The sequence below is a fragment of the Stenotrophomonas sp. 86428_Sma genome, assembly GCF_056481585.1.
Window position 1 is genome coordinate 3,110,984 of the sequence record NZ_CM151156.1, and the last position, 16,503, is coordinate 3,127,486.

The following is a 16,503-nucleotide window of genomic DNA, read 5'->3' on the forward strand; positions in this document are numbered from 1 at the left end:
GATGAGCGCCGCACCACGCAAGCGCCGCCGGGCGCTCATGATTGCTACCGCCCTGCTGTTCAGCGCACTGATTCTGTTCGCATGGTTGCGGCCCGCACCACCTCCGCAACTGCAGGTTGCGCCGGTCGTTCGCGGCAGCATCGAACAGGTGGTGGAAGCCACTGGCACGCTGAAGCCCTCGCGACTGGTCAGCGTGGGCGCGCAGGTCTCCGGCCGCATCGACACCCTGCATGTGAAACTGGGCGACAAAGTGAAAGCCGGCGATCCCATCGCCGATATCGATTCGCGCACGCAGCGCAATGCATTGCTGAGCGCGCAGGCCGCACAGCGCACCGCGCGCGCCAACCGCGATGCACTGGCGACCGACCTGCGCCAGTTCGAGTTGACACTGCATCGGCAGCAGCAACTGGCTGCCGCGCAGCTGGTGGCCCGCGCCGACTTCGATGCAGCCAAGGCCAAGGTCGACGCCACCCGTGAACAGATCGCCGCGTTGGACGGTGAAGTTGCGCGCCGACAGACCGACGTCGATGTCGCGCAGACCAACCTGGAGTACACCCGCATCACCGCCCCCACCGACGGCACCGTACTGGCCGTGGTCGCGCGCCAGGGGCAGACCGTGAATGCGGTGCAGAGCGCACCGACCATCGTGATGCTGGGCGATCAGGACGTGATGACGGTGTACGCCGAGATCTCCGAGGCTGACGTCGTACACACCGCTGTTGGGCAGGAGGCGTTCTTCACCATCCTTGGTGATGCCGGCCGCCGCTACAGCAGCAGGCTTCGGGATATAGCGCCAGCACCGGAATCGATCACCAACGAAGACAGTTCCAGCCTCGCCGCACCGGCGGTGTCGGGTGGCAGCCGCACGGCCATGTACTACAACGGCCAGTTCGATGTGGACAACGCCGATGGCCGCCTGCGCAGCTACATGACCGCGCAGGTTCGCATCGTGCTGGGCCGCGCCAACGACGTACTGACCATTCCCTCGGCCGCATTGGGTGCGCGCGCCGCCGATGGCAGCTACAGCGTGCAGGTCCGTGGTGCCGACGGCCGCGCCAGCACGCGGCGCATCACCACCGGGCTGGATGACCAGATCCAGGTGGAAGTACGCCACGGGCTGAACGAAGGCGAACAGGTCGTGCTGGCGCAGGCCAACGTCGAAGCCACCAGCGCACCCGCTCAGCCCAAATGAGTACGACCATGACCGAGCCACTGCTGCGCGTTCGCGGCGTACGCCGTGAATTTGCCGCGGGCGAGCAAACACTGGTGGTACTCGACGGCATCGACCTGGATATTCACGCAGGTGAACTGGTGGCCATCGTAGGCCAATCCGGTTCGGGCAAGTCCACGCTGATGAACATCCTGGGTTGCCTGGATCGCCCTTCCGCTGGCGTCTATCAGATCGCCGGGCGCGAGACCGCGCAGATGTCGCCTGATGAACTGGCCGAACTACGCCGCGAGCACTTCGGCTTCATCTTCCAGCGCTACCACCTGCTGACCGATCTGACTGCACTGAGCAATGTGGAGGTGCCTGCGATCTACGCCGGCATGCCTGCCGAAGCACGCCATGCACGGGCAGCCACGCTGTTGTCGCGGCTGGGTCTGGGCGAGCGCATGCAGCATCTCCCTGGCGAGCTCTCGGGCGGCCAGCAGCAACGCGTTTCGATTGCGCGTGCGCTGATGAATGGTGGCGCGGTGATCTTCGCCGACGAACCCACGGGTGCGCTGGATACGCATTCCGGAAAAGAGGTGATGAAGATCCTCGGCGAGCTGCACGCCGAGGGCCATACTGTGGTGCTGGTCACGCATGACATGGCCGTGGCCGAGCATGCGCAGCGCATCATCGAAATCCGCGATGGGCGGATCGTGGATGATCGTGCAACCGGTACAGCTCTGGCAGCGGGCGTGGCGACGCCAGCCGCGCCCCAATCCGTGGGTAGCAGCGGCTGGCAGGTCTGGCGGGACCGGTTCGCTGAAGCCTTCCGCATGGCACTGCGCGCGATGAACGCCCACCGCATGCGCACCTTCCTGACCATGCTCGGAATCATCATCGGCATTGCTTCGGTCGTGGCGGTGGTAGCACTGGGCACCGGTGCACGGCAGGCCATCCTGTCCAACATCTCCTCGTTGGGTACCAACACCATCGAGATCTATCCCGGTTCCGGTTTTGGCGACCTGCACTCGGCGCGGGTGGAAACACTCACCCCCGGCGACAGCGTGGCCCTGGCCCGGCAGCCATTCGTGGACAGCGCCACCCCGGGTGTTGCCACCAGCGGCACCGCCCTGCGCGGCAATCGCTCTGCCAGTGTGCAGGTGCAGGGCGTCAGCGAGCAGTACTTCCGCGTGCATGGCCTGAAGCTCGGCGAGGGCGCCTTCTTCGGTCCACCCGGCGTGGTCGGCTACCAGCAGGTGGTGGTGATCGACGCCAATACCCGCGCACGCTTCTTCGCCGCGACCGACAATCCGATCGGGCAGACCCTGCTGGTGGGCAATGTCCCGGTGCGCGTGGTGGGTGTGGTGAAGAAGGACGCCGGTGCGGCCGGTGATGCATCGCTGCTGCGGGTATGGCTGCCCTACACCACCGCAATGGCGCGCGTACTGGGGCAGAGCCACGTCTCCAGCATCACCGTGCGCGTCTCGGATGCGATCAGCATGGAAGCGGCTGAGCAGGCCATCGCGCGACTGCTGACTCGCCGCCACGGCAGCACCGACTTCTACATGAGCAACAACGCGCAGATCCGTAGATCCATTGAACAGACCACCGGCATCCTGACCATGATGATCAGCTCCATCGCTGCCATCGCACTGGTGGTGGGCGGAATCGGGGTCATGAACATCATGCTGGTCTCGGTGACCGAGCGAACCCGCGAGATCGGCGTGCGCATGGCGGTGGGCGCGCGACGCAGCGACATCCTGCAGCAGTTCCTGATCGAATCGGTGCTGGTCTGCCTGCTCGGTGGCGTGCTCGGCATCGGCGTGGCGCTGGCGCTGGGCGCGGTCATGGAGCTGGCCGATGCGGGCTTCAGCCTGGTGTTCTCCGTCAATTCGATTCTGGCTGCATTCGTGTGTTCCAGCCTGATCGGCGTTGGTTTCGGCTTCCTGCCGGCACGCCGTGCCGCACAGCTGGATCCTGTGGAGGCGCTGGTTCGATAGCCGCTGCAATTGCTCGCCCTGACGGCAGGTTCGCGCAATGTCTGCAGGGTGTACTACGGCTACCAACGATGTCCGCACAGGAGCTGGACGATGTTTCTGAAGACAGGAAGAACCGCGCTGATTCTGGCGGTCGCTGCGCAGCTGGTGTTGATGCCGTACGCCGGCGACGCCCATGCGCAGCGTGGCGACCGCTACAACCCGCAGTGGAACCAGGACTACCGCGATCGGGAGCGCGATGCATGGGAACGGCGCGAACGTGAGCGGAATCATGAGCGCGAACGCGAGCGCCGGCACGATGCCAAGACCGCCGGTGTCGTGGTGGGCGTGGTAGGTGCAGCGGTGGTGGCCGGCGTGATTGCCGCTGCCGCCAAACGCGAGCGCGAGACCCGCGAGCGCGCCGACTACTGCATGAACCGCTACGGCAACTACGACCGCCGCAACGACACCTATCGCGGCGCCGACGGCTACGCCTATCCCTGCCGCTGATCTGCAATTTTCAAGGAGAATCACCCATGACCAGGATCACTCTGTTGATCGCCCTGTGCACTGCCCCGTTGCTGGCCCAGGCCTCACCGGCCGACCCGAAGCAGGCCTACATCGACGCCACATTCACCGCCATGGATGCCAACAACGACGGACGCGTTGACAAGGTCGAGTACGCGACATTTCAGCAGGAACGTTTCAGCAAGCAGGCCGATTCCATCGACGCCGCGTTTTCCGCGATGGACAGGAACAAAGACGGCAGGATCAGCAAGGAGGAAGCCAACGTGGTGCCGGAGATCGCGAAGTACTTCGCGGGCCTGGACACCGATGGTGATGGCTATCTGTCGCTGAAGGAAATGCAACAGGCCATGGTGGCCGCTCAGACTGCAGACGCACCAACAAAGTAAATCCAGGGCGGGGCGCTGAAGATGGATACCCATCCGGGCTCGGTGCGGGTTGAATACACCCTCTTCCCACGTTAGCCTCCGAGGTGCCCAAGGAGGGCTATCAACGGAGTGAAGCATGAAGATTGGATTCAAGCTGTCTGTTGCTATTGCGGCTGCTGCACTGACCCTGGGAATCGGCAGTGCCTCCGCGCAGTCCCGCTGTACCCCGTGCTACACCGCCTACGAGGCCTGCCTCGCAGCGGGCAATGGCGAGAAGGTGTGCTACCCGGCTTTTGCCCGCTGCCTGCGGAACAGCGGCTGCACCATCCCATAAGTCACGCACTGCCGTGATGTGTGCCGGCCCCCATTGCGGGGGCTGGCATTGGCTGCCAGGCGCTGCCCCGTGCTACTGAAGAGGTTCCATACGCGTGGGCGGAGTGATTTCATCCCATCCGCATCGCGTTATTTTCGCGCGCCTGCACTTCGATATCCTGCTCGCCGCCCTTCACGAAGCGAGGCAGCGCCCCACATGCGCTGCCTCCTGCACTACCGCGATTGCTACGGCCTCCGAAACGCTGCGGGGTGCTCGGGCCATGTCGACCACACTCGGCGCTACGCTTCAGACCTCAGCTGTCGCTGTCCGTGCTTCTATGGCCACGATAGGTTTCGCCCCACTCGCGCATGGCCAGCAGCACCGGCACCAGCGTGCGCCCGAATTCGGACAGCTCGTACTCGACCTTCGGTGGCACCTCTGCATAGACATGGCGGATCACCACCCCATCAGCTTCCAGCTCCCGCAGCTGGCTGGTCAGCATGGACTGGGTGGCATTGGGCACCCGCCGCGTCAGCTCCATGAAGCGACGCTTGCCGGTCATCAGGTGAAAGAGGATGACAGGCTTCCACACGCCACCCATGACCGACAGCGTGACCTCCACCGCGCAACCGCTCTTGCCATCCCAACGCTTGCTACGCATGCATACTCCGGAAAACCATAGTACCTACGAAAAATCATCGTTCTTGTTGCAATAGTAGTACGAGCCTAGCATGGCCCCATTCCTTGAATGTGAGCCCCTCCATGACGTTCAAAGCACTGCTCGCCCGCAAGACGAACAACCAGGTTTCGACCGATCTGGTCGATTTTGATGAGGCCGATCTGATGGACGGCGACGTCCTGGTGCAGGTCGAGTACTCCACGCTCAACTACAAGGATGCGCTTGCCCTCACCGGCAAGAGCCCGGTCATCCGGACGTTCCCGCTCATTCCCGGCATCGATCTGGCAGGCGTGGTGCTGGAATCCAGCAGGGCCGACTTCAAGCCAGGCGACCGCGTTGTGCTCAATGGCTGGGGCCTGAGCATGAGTCACCACGGCGGCCTGGCACAGCGTGCGCGCGTGCGTAGTGAATGGCTCAACCGGATTCCCGGCAACCTGACCACCCGTGACGCCATGGCCATCGGCACCGCGGGCTATACCGCCATGCTGTGCGTGCTGGCCCTGGAACATGCCGGCGTGACGCCCGACAAGGGCGATGTGCTGGTGACCGGCGCCAACGGCGGTGTCGGCTCGATTGCGGTGGCGATCCTTTCAAAGCTGGGCTATCGCGTGGTGGCCGCCACCGGGCGCCCGGAGCATGCTGAGTATCTGCACAACCTGGGTGCGAGCGAAATCATCGACCGCGCGCAGCTTTCGGAACCACGCGACCGGCCGGTGAGCGCCGAACGCTGGGCCGGCGTGGTGGATGTGGCCGGCGGCCCTACCCTCGTCAACGCCATCGCCGAGACCAAGTACCGCGGTGCCGTGGCCGCGTGCGGCCTGGCGCAGAGCGACGCGCTGCACGGCTCGGTGCTGCCTTTCATCCTGCGCAACGTGACCCTTGCGGGCGTGGATTCGGTGAACGCGCCGCAGGACGTCCGCCAGCGCGCGTGGGACCGGCTTGCCACCGACCTGGATCCGCAGAAGCTTGAAAGCACGGTGCAGCTGATTGGGCTTGCCGACGTGCTTGAGGTTTACGAGCAGATCATTCCGGGCAAGGTGCGTGGGCGGATAGTGGTGGATGTGAATGCCTGAGGAAGCCTCCCCAGCGGATTCCATCCGGCAACGAATGGTGAACATGCCGTGAAACCATGCGCGCAGCAATGGCCGCTTGCCACTGCTGCTCGCATACGCTCAGGTTTCCGCCGACTGTGGACACCGCCATGTCAATGACTGCACTCGCACTTGCGACCGCTCTTTCCGGCCTGCCCGACATTTCCTGGGAGCGTGTGCGCGGCGAAGACGCACACCAGCTGATGCTCTGCCAGATCCATCGCGATGAGCTGATGCAGGATGACGCGAAGAGCGATGCCTACCAGCGCGCCAAGGCGGTCTGCGATCTCCTGGCGCGTGAGTACAGGAACAAATGGGATTTCGATGCGCAGGAGGCATTGGCGGCATCGGCAGTGGATCTGGATGAGCTGATCCGGCGGGGAGACCTGGTTGAGGTGCCTCCAACTAGGCAGGACCGCGTCTACGAGTGATTCCGTGCCGGCAGGTGCTGGCACCTGGAGCTGCCGCAGGGCAACCAGGTCCAGTGCCGATCGGCGAGGCTAGCGGATGCGACTCCGCGCCAGTGCCAGGCGCCTGATCTCGTCTGGCAGAAACACGACGCCGTCCTCCATTTCGATGCGCATCTGCGAGGCATCACCTTCGTGCCCCTGCATTGCAGCGGTCACCAGAATCTTCAGTGCATCCGTGCGGATATCGTAGCCGCCGACGGTGTGCTTCAAGGTACCCACACTGTTCCAGTCGATTTCCATGATCGGCGTCCACATCCACAGGCTTCATGCTGGCAACGGCCTTCGCCCACGTCAATGAAACCGGTCGCACGGCCGACCATGAAGCGAAAGGCCACGCGCGTGGTCAAGGCCCCTTATCATGGAGGGGTAAGGGCTCTGCAAGCCCAGTTGACGTATGCAAGGCAGTATCTGGATGTCTATGGAATGGCGCCCCTCGGGCTGGGGCCTACGTGTGACCCGCTCGCCGAACTGGTGGCTGCGACTTGACGGCGAACATGTTGAGCTTTTGATTGAAGGTCGCCAGTACCGGCAACACGTGGCTGGCGACGAGCGCGTGCAGGTCATCCCTGGACTCTTCTGGGCCAAGGTCGTCCTGCAGACCCAGGGCGACGGCGTGCTGACCATGGATGGACTGTCCAACAGCCAGGCTTCCCGGCTTGCGGCAGCGCTGCAGCAGGTGCGCTTTGCGGGTACCACGCGCGGGCGCAAGGCACTGTTCGACACGATTCTGGAGCAGATCCAGTCGTGGCTGGCCGAAGCAGATGCCCTCATCGACCGGGGCAGCACCGGCCGCCGCTGGATCACGCACGAACAACAGCAGGCACTGCTGGCCGGTCGCCCCGCCCTGCCGCTCCCGCCGCGCGAGCTGGAACAATTGTTCCTGGATGAGGATGTGCACGAGGACCTGCATTCGCCCAGCCACCGTGCAGCACTGGACGCCCTGGGCGACTGGCAGCTGGACTGGCCCGCGGCGTGGGCCGACGCCAACGCAACCATGGCAGCGCGCGAACGGGTACTGGCCAAGGACTTCCTGGACCGGGTCGAGAGCAAGCCGCTGACCGACGAACAGGCCCGCGCCGTCATCTGTTTCGACAACCGCGTGCAGGTCGTCGCCTCCGCTGGCTCTGGCAAGACCTCCACCATGGTCGCCAAGGCCGCTTATGCCATTGATCGCGGCTTTGTCGAACCCGAACGGATCGTGATGCTCGCCTTCAACAAGGACGCCGCCAGGGAGCTTGAAGAGCGCGCGCAGCAATGCTTCGACCGGCTCGGCATGGGCGACACCGTGGTTGAAGCCCGGACCTTCCACGCCCTCGGCCTGGCCATCGTCGCCAAGGCCACCGGTCGCAAGCCCGACATCCCCGAATGGACCACTGACGCCACTCTGGGCTTCAACAAGCTGGCCGAACTGGTGGACGATCTGAAGGATCGCTCGACCCACTTCCGTACCCAATGGGACATGTTCCGCCTGGTGTTCGGGCGCGACCTGCCGCCATTCGGCGCGGAAATGGAGGCCGATGGCTACGACCGCGATGGCACGCCCTACATCCGTACCTTGCAGGGGGAACGGGTGAAGAGCCTGGAAGAGTGCGTCATCGCCGACTGGCTCTTCTACAACGGCGTGACGTACGACTACGAGCGACGCTACGAGTTCGACACCGCGACAGACACCCATCGCCAGTATCGCCCCGACTTCTATTACCCGGACGCCGGGCTGTATCACGAGCACTTTGCGCTGGATGCTGATGGTCAGCCGCCGAAGCACATTGCCAACTACAGCGAAGGGATGCACTGGAAGCGCAAGCAGCATGTGGCACGCGGCACGGCCCTTGTCGAGACGACATCCTTTGGCCTGCGCAGCGGGCATGCCCTGCTGGACCTCGCAGAGAAGCTGGGCGAGTGCGACATCGAGCTCGACCCGAACCCGGACCGCGAGCTCCCCGAGCAGGGCGCCAAGCCGATGCCGGACGCGGACCTGATCGGCTTGATGCGCACCTTCATTGCCCATGCCAAGAGCAACTGCCTGACGCTGGATGACATGGCCGCGCGCCTGCGGCAGATGCCCGAGGATCAGTTCAAGGAGCGACACCGTCGCTTCCTGGAAATCGCCGGGCCGGTCTTCCAGGCCTGGGACAACGCGCTGGCTGACGAGCGTGGCATCGACTTCGAAGACATGCTCAACATGGCGGCCGGGCTGCTGGAACAGGGCCACTATGAATCACCCTACGAACTGGTGATGGCCGACGAATTCCAGGACGCATCGCGCGCCCGCGCACGCCTCTGCCGTGCGTTGGTCAGCCGCCCCGGCCGGTATCTGTTTGCAGTGGGCGATGACTGGCAGTCGATCAACCGCTTCGCCGGGGCCGACGTTTCGGTGATGACCGGATTCCGCGAGTGGATGGGCCATGGCCAGGTGCTGAAACTGGAGCAGACGTTCCGCTGCCCACAGGCGCTCTGCGATGTGTCCAGCCGCTTCATCAGCCGCAACCCCGCGCAGATCGCCAAAGCAGTTCGCTCAGCTGCAACGGCCATGGGCCCGGTGCTGCAGGCGTTCCAGATGAATCGGCGTGAGGAGGTGCAGGATGGCGTTCGCCAGTACCTCGCCAAGCTGCATCAGCAGTTGTTGTCCGGGGCGGTGCCGCAAGGGCACAACGGACGCGTGACGGTCTTCATCCTGGGGCGCTACCGCGCCGATCGCAGCGCGATGCCTTTGGATTGGAAGACAGCCTTCGGCAGCACGATGGAGGTCGAATTCCTGACCGCACATCGATCGAAGGGGCGCGAAGCGGACTACGTGATCCTGCCGGGCATGATCAACCGCAGCTTCCCGAGCCTGCGCGCGGATGACCCGGTGCTTTCCCTGGCAATGCCGGATGGGGATACCTACCCACTGAGCGAAGAACGGCGGTTGTTCTATGTCGCGCTGACGCGGGCGCGACGGTCGGTAGCCATGTTCACCCTGCAGGGCAAGCACTCGCCGTTCCTGGACGAGCTGGTGAAGGACGGGGCAGTGGAAATAACAAGCCTGTCTGGCGTGGCCATCAATGAAGAACGCTGCCCAGTGTGCAAGGTCGGCGTGTTTGTGGACCGCAATGGGCCGCATGGGGCTTTCCGGTCGTGCTCAAGTTATCCGTTGTGCCACAACAAGCCGAAGGTTGGGCGACGCGGGTAAGTGCGTTCAGCTGAACCCATATGCGCCCGCCCATACCGACCCACCCGGCCCCCTGTTGCCATGACGACGCTGATTGAACTAAACATGTTGGAGCTCAACGCAGCGGAGGCCAGCAGCCACGTTGAACTGAACCCACCGGGGTATGGAGCAGCACTTCTTGAGAGATTCAAGGCATCGGCCCAGCTTGTCCTCATCGAAAAGCCCCTAATTGACGCAGCAGACTCAATTTTGGACCTCTTGGTCAGAAGGCACGCCGCCTGAATCGAGGATTCGCGGACCTGCGATTGCAACTCCCCTGCCACCGATCGTTGGTGAGGATACAGAGCCGCGCGACGATGCGCGTCCGGTCCTTTAAGGCGGCCAGGCCAGCTCTTCCATGCGAGCTTTCCTCCGTTGCATGTAGTGCAACATCCCGCTGGCGCACTGCTCAACAACGGGGCTTTCCTCGAAGGCCCCAACCCCAACTGCCGTCAGTGCTGCAATGACGCACAAGTTGGTGGTGGCCACCGCGTTGACGGTGGTCTGAAAAAGAATGGCTGCTGGCACGTGCGCCCCGATCTGCCCATTGGGATCTTGATACATCACCCGAATGGCCTTCCCGCCATGGACCAGTCCGCACAGTGGGTCCCACGAATTGGTCACCGTCCGAGCCAGCTTCTGAGGCTCATCGTCCTGCCCGATGCGTGCAATGGTCTGCTCCACGTCCGCGGCCAGGTCCTTGAGGGCAATAGCCACCCACTTTCCTTTCTCGTTCTTCTTTCGGGGGCCGCGATCTTCCTGGAGAAAGTCCTCCAACTGTTCATCGTCGGCAAGGGACTGGACAAACACTGCCCGCAGGAATTGCTCAATCTGGGAGCGGTGCATCGCCAAGCCCACTGCGGGGAGATCGATGGGATGGGTCTCCAGGAGGAACAGCAGCGCACGGCCGTAGTCCATCGATGCCCTCAACAGCTGGAAGGTCACCCGGTGGCGCTCACTGCCGGCGGGAACAGTGATGCGGGCCATGCAAGACATGTTCGATTCCAGGCTGGCCTTGGCCTCTCTGGCCTCCGGTGCGATGTCCAACGCCGTGGGCTGGCGCTTGGTAGCACGAGCGTCCAGCGCCGATTGAATGCCGCGGCTCAACGGGTCTTCCTTCATGCCATCGCCTCTTGGAGTTTCTTTGCCTGCTGGCGCGGCTTCAAGGCATCTGTCGCCACCTGCCTTGGATCCGCCAACCACAAAGGCCCCACCTCGGGGAACAGTCGGAGCATGAGGGGATCCCAGGACCGGTGGGGCGCAAAGGTGGTCTCCCCCCGGGCCAAACCGGTGAGCACGCCTTTCATCTTTGCCTGGAGCTTTCCGGTGCGATCTTGGGACACGACCGTCTTCAATTGGTGGTGAGCACGGAGCATGCAACGGTAGAACCACAAGCTCTTGGACCAGATTTTGTGGGCGTGGTGGCCCAGCTCGGCCAGCGTTTCAAACCCAATGCCCATCGGGCGCCCTTCGCCGTGCTTGATCGAATAGCCAATCACCAGCAGTCGGTCCAATTCGGGGGCGTCCTTGGCATAGACCGGCAGCGTGATCCCCACCGGGGAGAACAAGCGGCGCAAGTCTTCCCAACGGCGGTCGCGCTCCTTGTAGTCGGTGATCTCTCCCCGCAGCAGGGCCACGTAGAAGGTCTCGAAAGCCTCTCGCCGATGGCTCCAGACCTGCTCCTCCTGCCAAGCTATTCGGTCCCTTTCTGCTTGGGCTTTGTGCCCTTCGTAGTCGAAGGCATAGGCCCGAGGGATGCCCCGGCTACACGTGTCGAACGTGAGATCGTCGAAGCAAACCTCCCGCCGCACCTCCACGTCGCGGATCGTGCCCCTCTCCAGGCGGGGCTCCAGCCAAACGCCTTCCAAGCAGAAGCGGCCCTCGCGCTGGGAGCGGGCCACGGTGGCGGGCGTGACCCGAAACGCGTTGCGGTTGTTGGCGAAAAACAGGTCGTCTTCGGACAAGCGGAACTGATCCAGATCCAAGTCCTTGAAGAGCCACAGCATGCGCGCTCCGTTCTTCCGGTAGTGCAGCATCCGCTTCGCGATGACGTGAACGAAGGTGGTGGAAAGCTGGATCTCGATGGCCCACCACTGGCCGTCCCGCCGCGTCTGCACGTCGGGCTGGCGCCACTTCACACCCTCGATGTCCCACCAGCGTTCTTCCAACTTGGTCTCATGGAAAGACGGATCAGCATCCAAGCTGTCCCTCACCCACTCCTTGAACGCCTTGTGGAGCGCGCCCTCCTTACACAGCCCAAACCGGCGCGCCAGGATGGCTTGGGGCGAATATCCCTTACGCCCGGTGCAGGTTTCGCGGTGGCGAGCCGTGAGGTGATCGAAGTAGAAACGGTATTCGGTTCGGGCACGGATGGCTTTGGACCTCACGCCCATGGTGTCCTGGCAATAGGGGCACATGAACCTCGGGATGCCGCCGAGCACCTCCAGTTCGGCCGCCAGCCGCCCATCCCGGACGACCTCTCCGTAATCCCGGCCTTCCATGAAGGCCTCCAACGTCAAGCATTCGCCACCCTTCCGATCCCAGACCAAATCGTGGGATCGCTTCGCAGCTGGCATGTAAAGGACGGTTCTCTCCATGGAACTACTTTAGTCAGAACCTGTCTCGCCAGATGAGACCCTGATCCGAAAGGCATTGGCACCCAACACATCAACGCCGGCAGGGGAACAGCAACCAAGGGTCAATCGTCGCCAGCATCCACCACCACCTCAACCACCAAGCGAAAAGCGTTCGCTGCTCGATTCTGGTGGATACGCAACAATTGACGGCGTCTCGCCAGCGTTGCTTGCTCGAGCGCCTCCCGAACGAAATCGTCCCCATGCAGATCCGATTTGCGCGAGTTGCAACTCACACATGCCAACACGATGTTGGAGATGAAGTGGCTCCCCCCGTGATGCAAGGACACGTAGTGATCCTCGTGGCAACTGGTGGGCTCGCCTGGGCCGTTCACAGCACCACCCGGTCCCTCGAGGGATCTGTAGCAGTAGTAGCAGCGACGCTCCTGGAGTGCCAGCACCGCCCTAATCTGCTCAGCGGTGCGCGAGCCCGGCGCCGCCTTCGACTTCAAGGCCCGGTGAAACGACGTTCGTCGACGTGTCTCTCGGACGCGGACTTTCCAATGTGCATGAAAGGTATCCAAGGGCAAGAGCACCTCCAGATCGGAGGACTGGAAGAAACGGCGAGCACCTGCTTTGCACGCCTCGTGAATGCTCCAATCCTCCAGCGTTCCGTTGCAGCGTGCACATCGCCCATGCTGGGTAAAAAACTGCCTCAGCTCGTCGCTGATCCCAAAACGTGCGTTGAGATCCACACGCTGAAACCGGCAACCGATCATGCCGTCGGAAAAGACCTGATCTCCCAGGCGCTCATAGGGATAACGACGGACCATGCCCCACCCGCCTTTGTCAGACACCCGAGAATGGTGCCCGCTTTCCCTACCAGCTGCCAGCAGAGATCGCCCGTGGCTGGTCCAGACCATCTCTCAGCAACAGCCGTACCAACTCGCTGACGTGAACCCCCTCCCGGGCCGCCGCCTGCTCCAGCCGCTCTTTCAGCTGCCGTGGCACGCGAACGGCCATCTGCACGTAAGGTGGCCGGCTCACGTGGACAGCCTCGCCACGGTGAGCACCCACGCCAACGCCGAACCACTTGTCGATCAGCGGTGATCCGCATGGCTACTGGGGCCGGAACCGTGTCGGCCCGGGCTGAGCGAACTTCGACTACCCAGATGCAAAACGGCGGCGAGTGGCCGCTATTTTTTTCTCGCGGCTGTCTTTCCTCCCCCCAACCTCCGGACGCGGCCAACAAACCGACCTAGCCCAGCAATAGGAGGTTCGCTTGAGCACAACTTTGTACCTGACTGATGCATGAGAACATTCCAGAAGGAATCTGGAGAACGCCATGTCCACCATCACCACCTACGCTCTCATCGCGGCTCTCGCCGTGGTCGTTGTTGCGGCGCTGTTCTACGCCTTCAGGCGAGACGCCGAAGCTGAGCGAATTAAGACGACGAAGGTGCTAATGCTCAAGCAGGTGCTCCCAGCTTCTCGACCACACGACGAAGCAGCCAGCGAGGCAGACGCGACACTGCCGAAAATCGAGATATCCTTGTTCAGTAACACGGACGATGCGTATCGCAGGAACCACGTTTCGGTGATCGGTGAACGCGATGGATTCCACGGAACAAGTAACATCGGCCCTCCTTAAGATCGAATGACAGTAAGACCATTGAAACCCGATTTCAGCTAGCCATACTGGAAACGCATCTAGAAACCTTAGGACTATTGTTTTTGGCCAGTGACCGAGAGTGCGGGGAACCACCAAGTGACGCGCCACAAGGGAGTGTCACCGGGCAGCTTCTATCCATTTTCTGCAGGACAGCCTGGCCAGAACATGGCAAGTCAGAATATCAAGATTCTCGCCGTCGTTCCGATAAACCTAAGTGCCAAAGACGTGGCGCGCACATGCTTGGAATCCAAGCGAATTGACAAAATCTCAAGGACTCGGGATGAAACTCTTTTATTGCACCACCACCCTCGCTCTCGTTGCTGTCTTGGCCCTGCCAGCGCTTGCCCATGCGGAAATCCTGAAGGGTGAGCGCATCGTCGGCCATTATGGATGCGGGATCATGACCTGCAACTTTGAAACCCCCGATGCAGGCACTTTCGATTTCGAGGTGGAAGACAAGAACGTTGCACCGAAGATCTTTGCTTCTTGCAAGATCGACGACATCTGCGCCATCACCGGAGACTTTGACATCGACAATGCGACCATCGTCAAAGTGACCAAGGTCGAGAATAGCGACCAGAAGCACCAAGACTGACACCGCGACGCAGAGGTGCCCACGGAGCAAAAGAAGACCCAGAGCCTAATCAGGCGCTGGGTCTTTTCTTAGGGGACGCTCGAAGAGACTTTCAGCGCCCCCCCCCTAATACCCGGTACCAACTCTCCGGGCCACGGCCAGCCGCGTTACTCAACCTCGTTCAGCACCTCTTCCTCGATCTCGTCGAGGGAAGCCTGAACGACGGCCTCCTTCGGCAGCGTGACCGTTGGGCGCGCCTTGGCCATCTTTTCGCAATCCGGTTCGAAGGCTTGGTAGACGAACCGAGCCCTGTCCTTGCTCGCATACATGTCCCTCAAGAACGACGCGTTGAGCCGAGACTTGATGATCTCAACCAACGCATTGGTCTCCGATTCGGATAGCAAGTAGTCATTCGCCACGGCTTCTACATAGCCAGGAAGCAGGCGTAGCATCTCCTTGGCATCGTCCTCCACCAGCCCATCAAGCAGGTATTTGGACGCCACACTGGACGCAGTACCACCCGCCAGCGCTCCCAGAATGCCACCGATCACCCCACCAGCAGCGGTGCCAATGACCGGAACCACCGAACCAACGGCAGCCCCACCCGCAGCGCCAGCCATCCAGCCGCCAGCACCGCCGGCTACGCTTGCGCCGTTGACCGCCAGATTCTTACCGAACTGCGCCCAAGAAATGTTGCGACTGAACGCAGCCCGGTAGAAGTCCGGGCCAGAAATCACGGCAGTGGTCACAGCCCCTGTGACAGCATTGGTCCGCAACAGCTTGGCGACGTGGTTGACTGCAGCGGCCCCGTAGACAGCCTTGCCCAAGGACACCTGAGCGACCTTCTGAATTGCACTGCGGCCAAGGGCGCTCTGGGACACGAACTTGACCCCATCCCGGGCCGCCACCACTCCAATGGCCGCGGCCTTGGTTCGCAGGATCTGGGCGGTGGCAATCCCAGAAACAAAGGAAGTTGCACCGGATTCCAGTGCCATGGTCAGCGCACCATTGAGCGCCTCCATGTTGGTCCGTCCATCCCACTTTTGCCGAGCGAAGTTGATGGAGAAGGAGATCGCAAACGCATAGCTGGAGGCGATGCTCTGCGTCTTCATGTCGTAGGTCAGGCTATCGATGTTGCCGGCCCGGGCGATGTTCCTCGCCTGGCGATAAGTCGTGCTGCCTTTCTTGATGATGCGCTCGGCTTCCGCCGGATCGCTGATCCCCGGCACCTGACCGCTGCTGATGCGCTTGCGCATCAGCTCGATTGCGTCCTCATACTGATCGGAGGGCACTTCGAGCAACTGCCCTTCGTATCGATACCCATCCGCTCCAAACGCCGATCCAACCGTTTCCCTCGCCGTCGCGAAATACTTGGTCTGAATCCGAACGCCATCGACGATTCGATCCGGGCCATTGAGCGAATTGTCCGCGCCAACCTGCTCAACCTTACGGCCAGCAAGGATGTCGGCAAACGCGTTTGCCTCTTCGGCGGCGAAGCCCGTTCCACCTTTGGTGTGGAACTTGTTGATCTGGGTGCGTTCCAAGGCGACGGCTACCGCCGACGTTGACAACATTTCATACAGGTTGCCGATACCGGGCGGATCGGACAACGCCACCGTTCCCATGACCACGGACGCAGCAGTCTCATCCCAACGGATCACCAGAATCGGGCATTCACCCTCCCCTGCGACGTTGGAGACCACAAAACCCTGAGCATCGAGTGATTTCAACACCCGCTCCAATCCGCCAGCGATCGCTGGGGTATCCATCACAAAGCGCAGCGCGCCATGCCCGCCGCGGGACGCTGCATCGATGTGGCTGGTCAACGTGGACAGCACCTTGTCCGCCCAGGCGTCGGAACGCTGCTGCGCCGTCCGGCGGAGGTCTGCAGCCGAAACAATCGTGTTCAAAACGAGCTC

At 62.4% G+C, this 16,503-nt stretch carries 18 protein-coding genes; 11 read left to right on the forward strand and 7 right to left on the reverse strand.

Annotated elements, in window-relative coordinates:
* Position 1: 1 nt before the first annotated feature.
* From ACZK3J_RS14320 to ACZK3J_RS14340, 5 genes are all read left to right on the forward strand, one after another.
* Positions 2–1,192: an efflux RND transporter periplasmic adaptor subunit gene (locus ACZK3J_RS14320; RefSeq protein ID WP_478475994.1), complete on the forward strand. Its 1,191-nt coding sequence runs from the start codon at positions 2–4 to the stop codon at positions 1,190–1,192.
* Positions 1,189–3,153, forward strand: coding sequence for a MacB family efflux pump subunit (locus ACZK3J_RS14325; RefSeq protein ID WP_049463023.1), 1,965 nt, complete (start codon positions 1,189–1,191; stop codon positions 3,151–3,153). Before ACZK3J_RS14320 ends, ACZK3J_RS14325 begins: the two co-directional genes overlap by 4 nt.
* A 90-nt stretch (positions 3,154–3,243) precedes the next feature.
* Positions 3,244–3,639 carry a hypothetical protein gene (locus ACZK3J_RS14330; RefSeq protein ID WP_049463022.1) on the forward strand — a complete coding sequence of 132 codons (396 nt, stop codon included), beginning with the start codon at positions 3,244–3,246 and terminating at the stop codon, positions 3,637–3,639.
* A gap of 26 nt (positions 3,640–3,665) precedes the next feature.
* A complete protein-coding gene (locus ACZK3J_RS14335) occupies positions 3,666–4,043 on the forward strand; it encodes an EF-hand domain-containing protein (RefSeq protein ID WP_478475995.1) in 378 nt (125 codons plus the stop codon).
* A 115-nt stretch (positions 4,044–4,158) separates the two neighbouring features.
* Positions 4,159–4,356 (forward strand): hypothetical protein, encoded by a 198-nt coding sequence (locus tag ACZK3J_RS14340; RefSeq protein WP_032128612.1) that lies wholly within the window; start codon positions 4,159–4,161, stop codon positions 4,354–4,356.
* 292 nt (positions 4,357–4,648) lie between these two features.
* Here the strand turns inward: ACZK3J_RS14340 and ACZK3J_RS14345 are convergent, their stop codons facing one another.
* Positions 4,649–4,996 (reverse strand): winged helix-turn-helix transcriptional regulator, encoded by a 348-nt coding sequence (locus ACZK3J_RS14345; RefSeq protein WP_107431662.1) that lies wholly within the window; start codon positions 4,994–4,996, stop codon positions 4,649–4,651.
* A gap of 101 nt (positions 4,997–5,097) precedes the next feature.
* On the opposite strand from ACZK3J_RS14345, the gene acuI reads away from it, so the two are divergent.
* A complete protein-coding gene (gene acuI, locus ACZK3J_RS14350; protein ID WP_478475996.1) occupies positions 5,098–6,087 on the forward strand; it encodes an acrylyl-CoA reductase (NADPH) in 990 nt (329 codons plus the stop codon).
* Positions 6,088–6,215: 128 nt separating this feature from the next.
* Complete coding sequence (locus ACZK3J_RS14355) at positions 6,216–6,536, forward strand: hypothetical protein (protein ID WP_478475997.1); 321 nt, start codon at positions 6,216–6,218, stop codon at positions 6,534–6,536.
* 69 nt (positions 6,537–6,605) lie between these two features.
* On the opposite strand, the gene ACZK3J_RS14360 is transcribed toward ACZK3J_RS14355, so the two are convergent.
* Positions 6,606–6,830 (reverse strand): hypothetical protein, encoded by a 225-nt coding sequence (locus ACZK3J_RS14360; protein WP_049463017.1) that lies wholly within the window; start codon positions 6,828–6,830, stop codon positions 6,606–6,608.
* 163 nt (positions 6,831–6,993) lie between these two features.
* Here ACZK3J_RS14360 and ACZK3J_RS14365 point away from each other — a divergent pair, with 163 nt between their 5' ends.
* Together ACZK3J_RS14365 and ACZK3J_RS14370 are read left to right on the forward strand one after the other, a co-directional pair.
* Positions 6,994–9,747 (forward strand): UvrD-helicase domain-containing protein, encoded by a 2,754-nt coding sequence (locus ACZK3J_RS14365; protein ID WP_478476987.1) that lies wholly within the window; start codon positions 6,994–6,996, stop codon positions 9,745–9,747.
* A gap of 60 nt (positions 9,748–9,807) precedes the next feature.
* Positions 9,808–10,008 (forward strand): hypothetical protein, encoded by a 201-nt coding sequence (locus ACZK3J_RS14370; RefSeq protein WP_478475998.1) that lies wholly within the window; start codon positions 9,808–9,810, stop codon positions 10,006–10,008.
* Positions 10,009–10,098: 90 nt separating this feature from the next.
* Here the strand turns inward: ACZK3J_RS14370 and ACZK3J_RS14375 are convergent, their stop codons facing one another.
* From ACZK3J_RS14375 to ACZK3J_RS14390, 4 genes are all read right to left on the reverse strand, one after another.
* On the reverse strand, positions 10,099–10,887 hold the full coding sequence (locus ACZK3J_RS14375; RefSeq protein ID WP_414577204.1) for a DUF6988 family protein: 789 nt from the start codon (positions 10,885–10,887) through the stop codon (positions 10,099–10,101).
* Positions 10,884–12,266 (reverse strand): competence protein CoiA family protein, encoded by a 1,383-nt coding sequence (locus tag ACZK3J_RS14380; RefSeq protein ID WP_478475999.1) that lies wholly within the window; start codon positions 12,264–12,266, stop codon positions 10,884–10,886. The genes ACZK3J_RS14375 and ACZK3J_RS14380 overlap by 4 nt, the downstream gene beginning before the upstream one ends.
* A 197-nt stretch (positions 12,267–12,463) precedes the next feature.
* Positions 12,464–13,171: an HNH endonuclease gene (locus tag ACZK3J_RS14385; RefSeq protein ID WP_414577208.1), complete on the reverse strand. Its 708-nt coding sequence runs from the start codon at positions 13,169–13,171 to the stop codon at positions 12,464–12,466.
* Positions 13,172–13,217: 46 nt separating this feature from the next.
* The gene (locus tag ACZK3J_RS14390; RefSeq protein ID WP_223276969.1) at positions 13,218–13,361 is read right to left on the reverse strand and encodes a ribbon-helix-helix protein, CopG family; all 144 of its coding nucleotides are present in this window, start codon (positions 13,359–13,361) and stop codon (positions 13,218–13,220) included.
* A gap of 322 nt (positions 13,362–13,683) precedes the next feature.
* On the opposite strand from ACZK3J_RS14390, the gene ACZK3J_RS14395 reads away from it, so the two are divergent.
* Together ACZK3J_RS14395 and ACZK3J_RS14400 are read left to right on the forward strand one after the other, a co-directional pair.
* Positions 13,684–13,989, forward strand: coding sequence for a hypothetical protein (locus ACZK3J_RS14395; protein WP_132810413.1), 306 nt, complete (start codon positions 13,684–13,686; stop codon positions 13,987–13,989).
* Between the two features lie 301 nt (positions 13,990–14,290).
* Complete coding sequence (locus ACZK3J_RS14400; protein ID WP_414577210.1) at positions 14,291–14,605, forward strand: hypothetical protein; 315 nt, start codon at positions 14,291–14,293, stop codon at positions 14,603–14,605.
* Positions 14,606–14,751: 146 nt separating this feature from the next.
* Here ACZK3J_RS14400 and ACZK3J_RS14405 read toward each other — a convergent pair whose 3' ends face one another.
* Positions 14,752–16,494, reverse strand: coding sequence for a hypothetical protein (locus ACZK3J_RS14405; protein ID WP_414577211.1), 1,743 nt, complete (start codon positions 16,492–16,494; stop codon positions 14,752–14,754).
* Between the last annotated feature and the right edge of the window lie 9 nt (positions 16,495–16,503).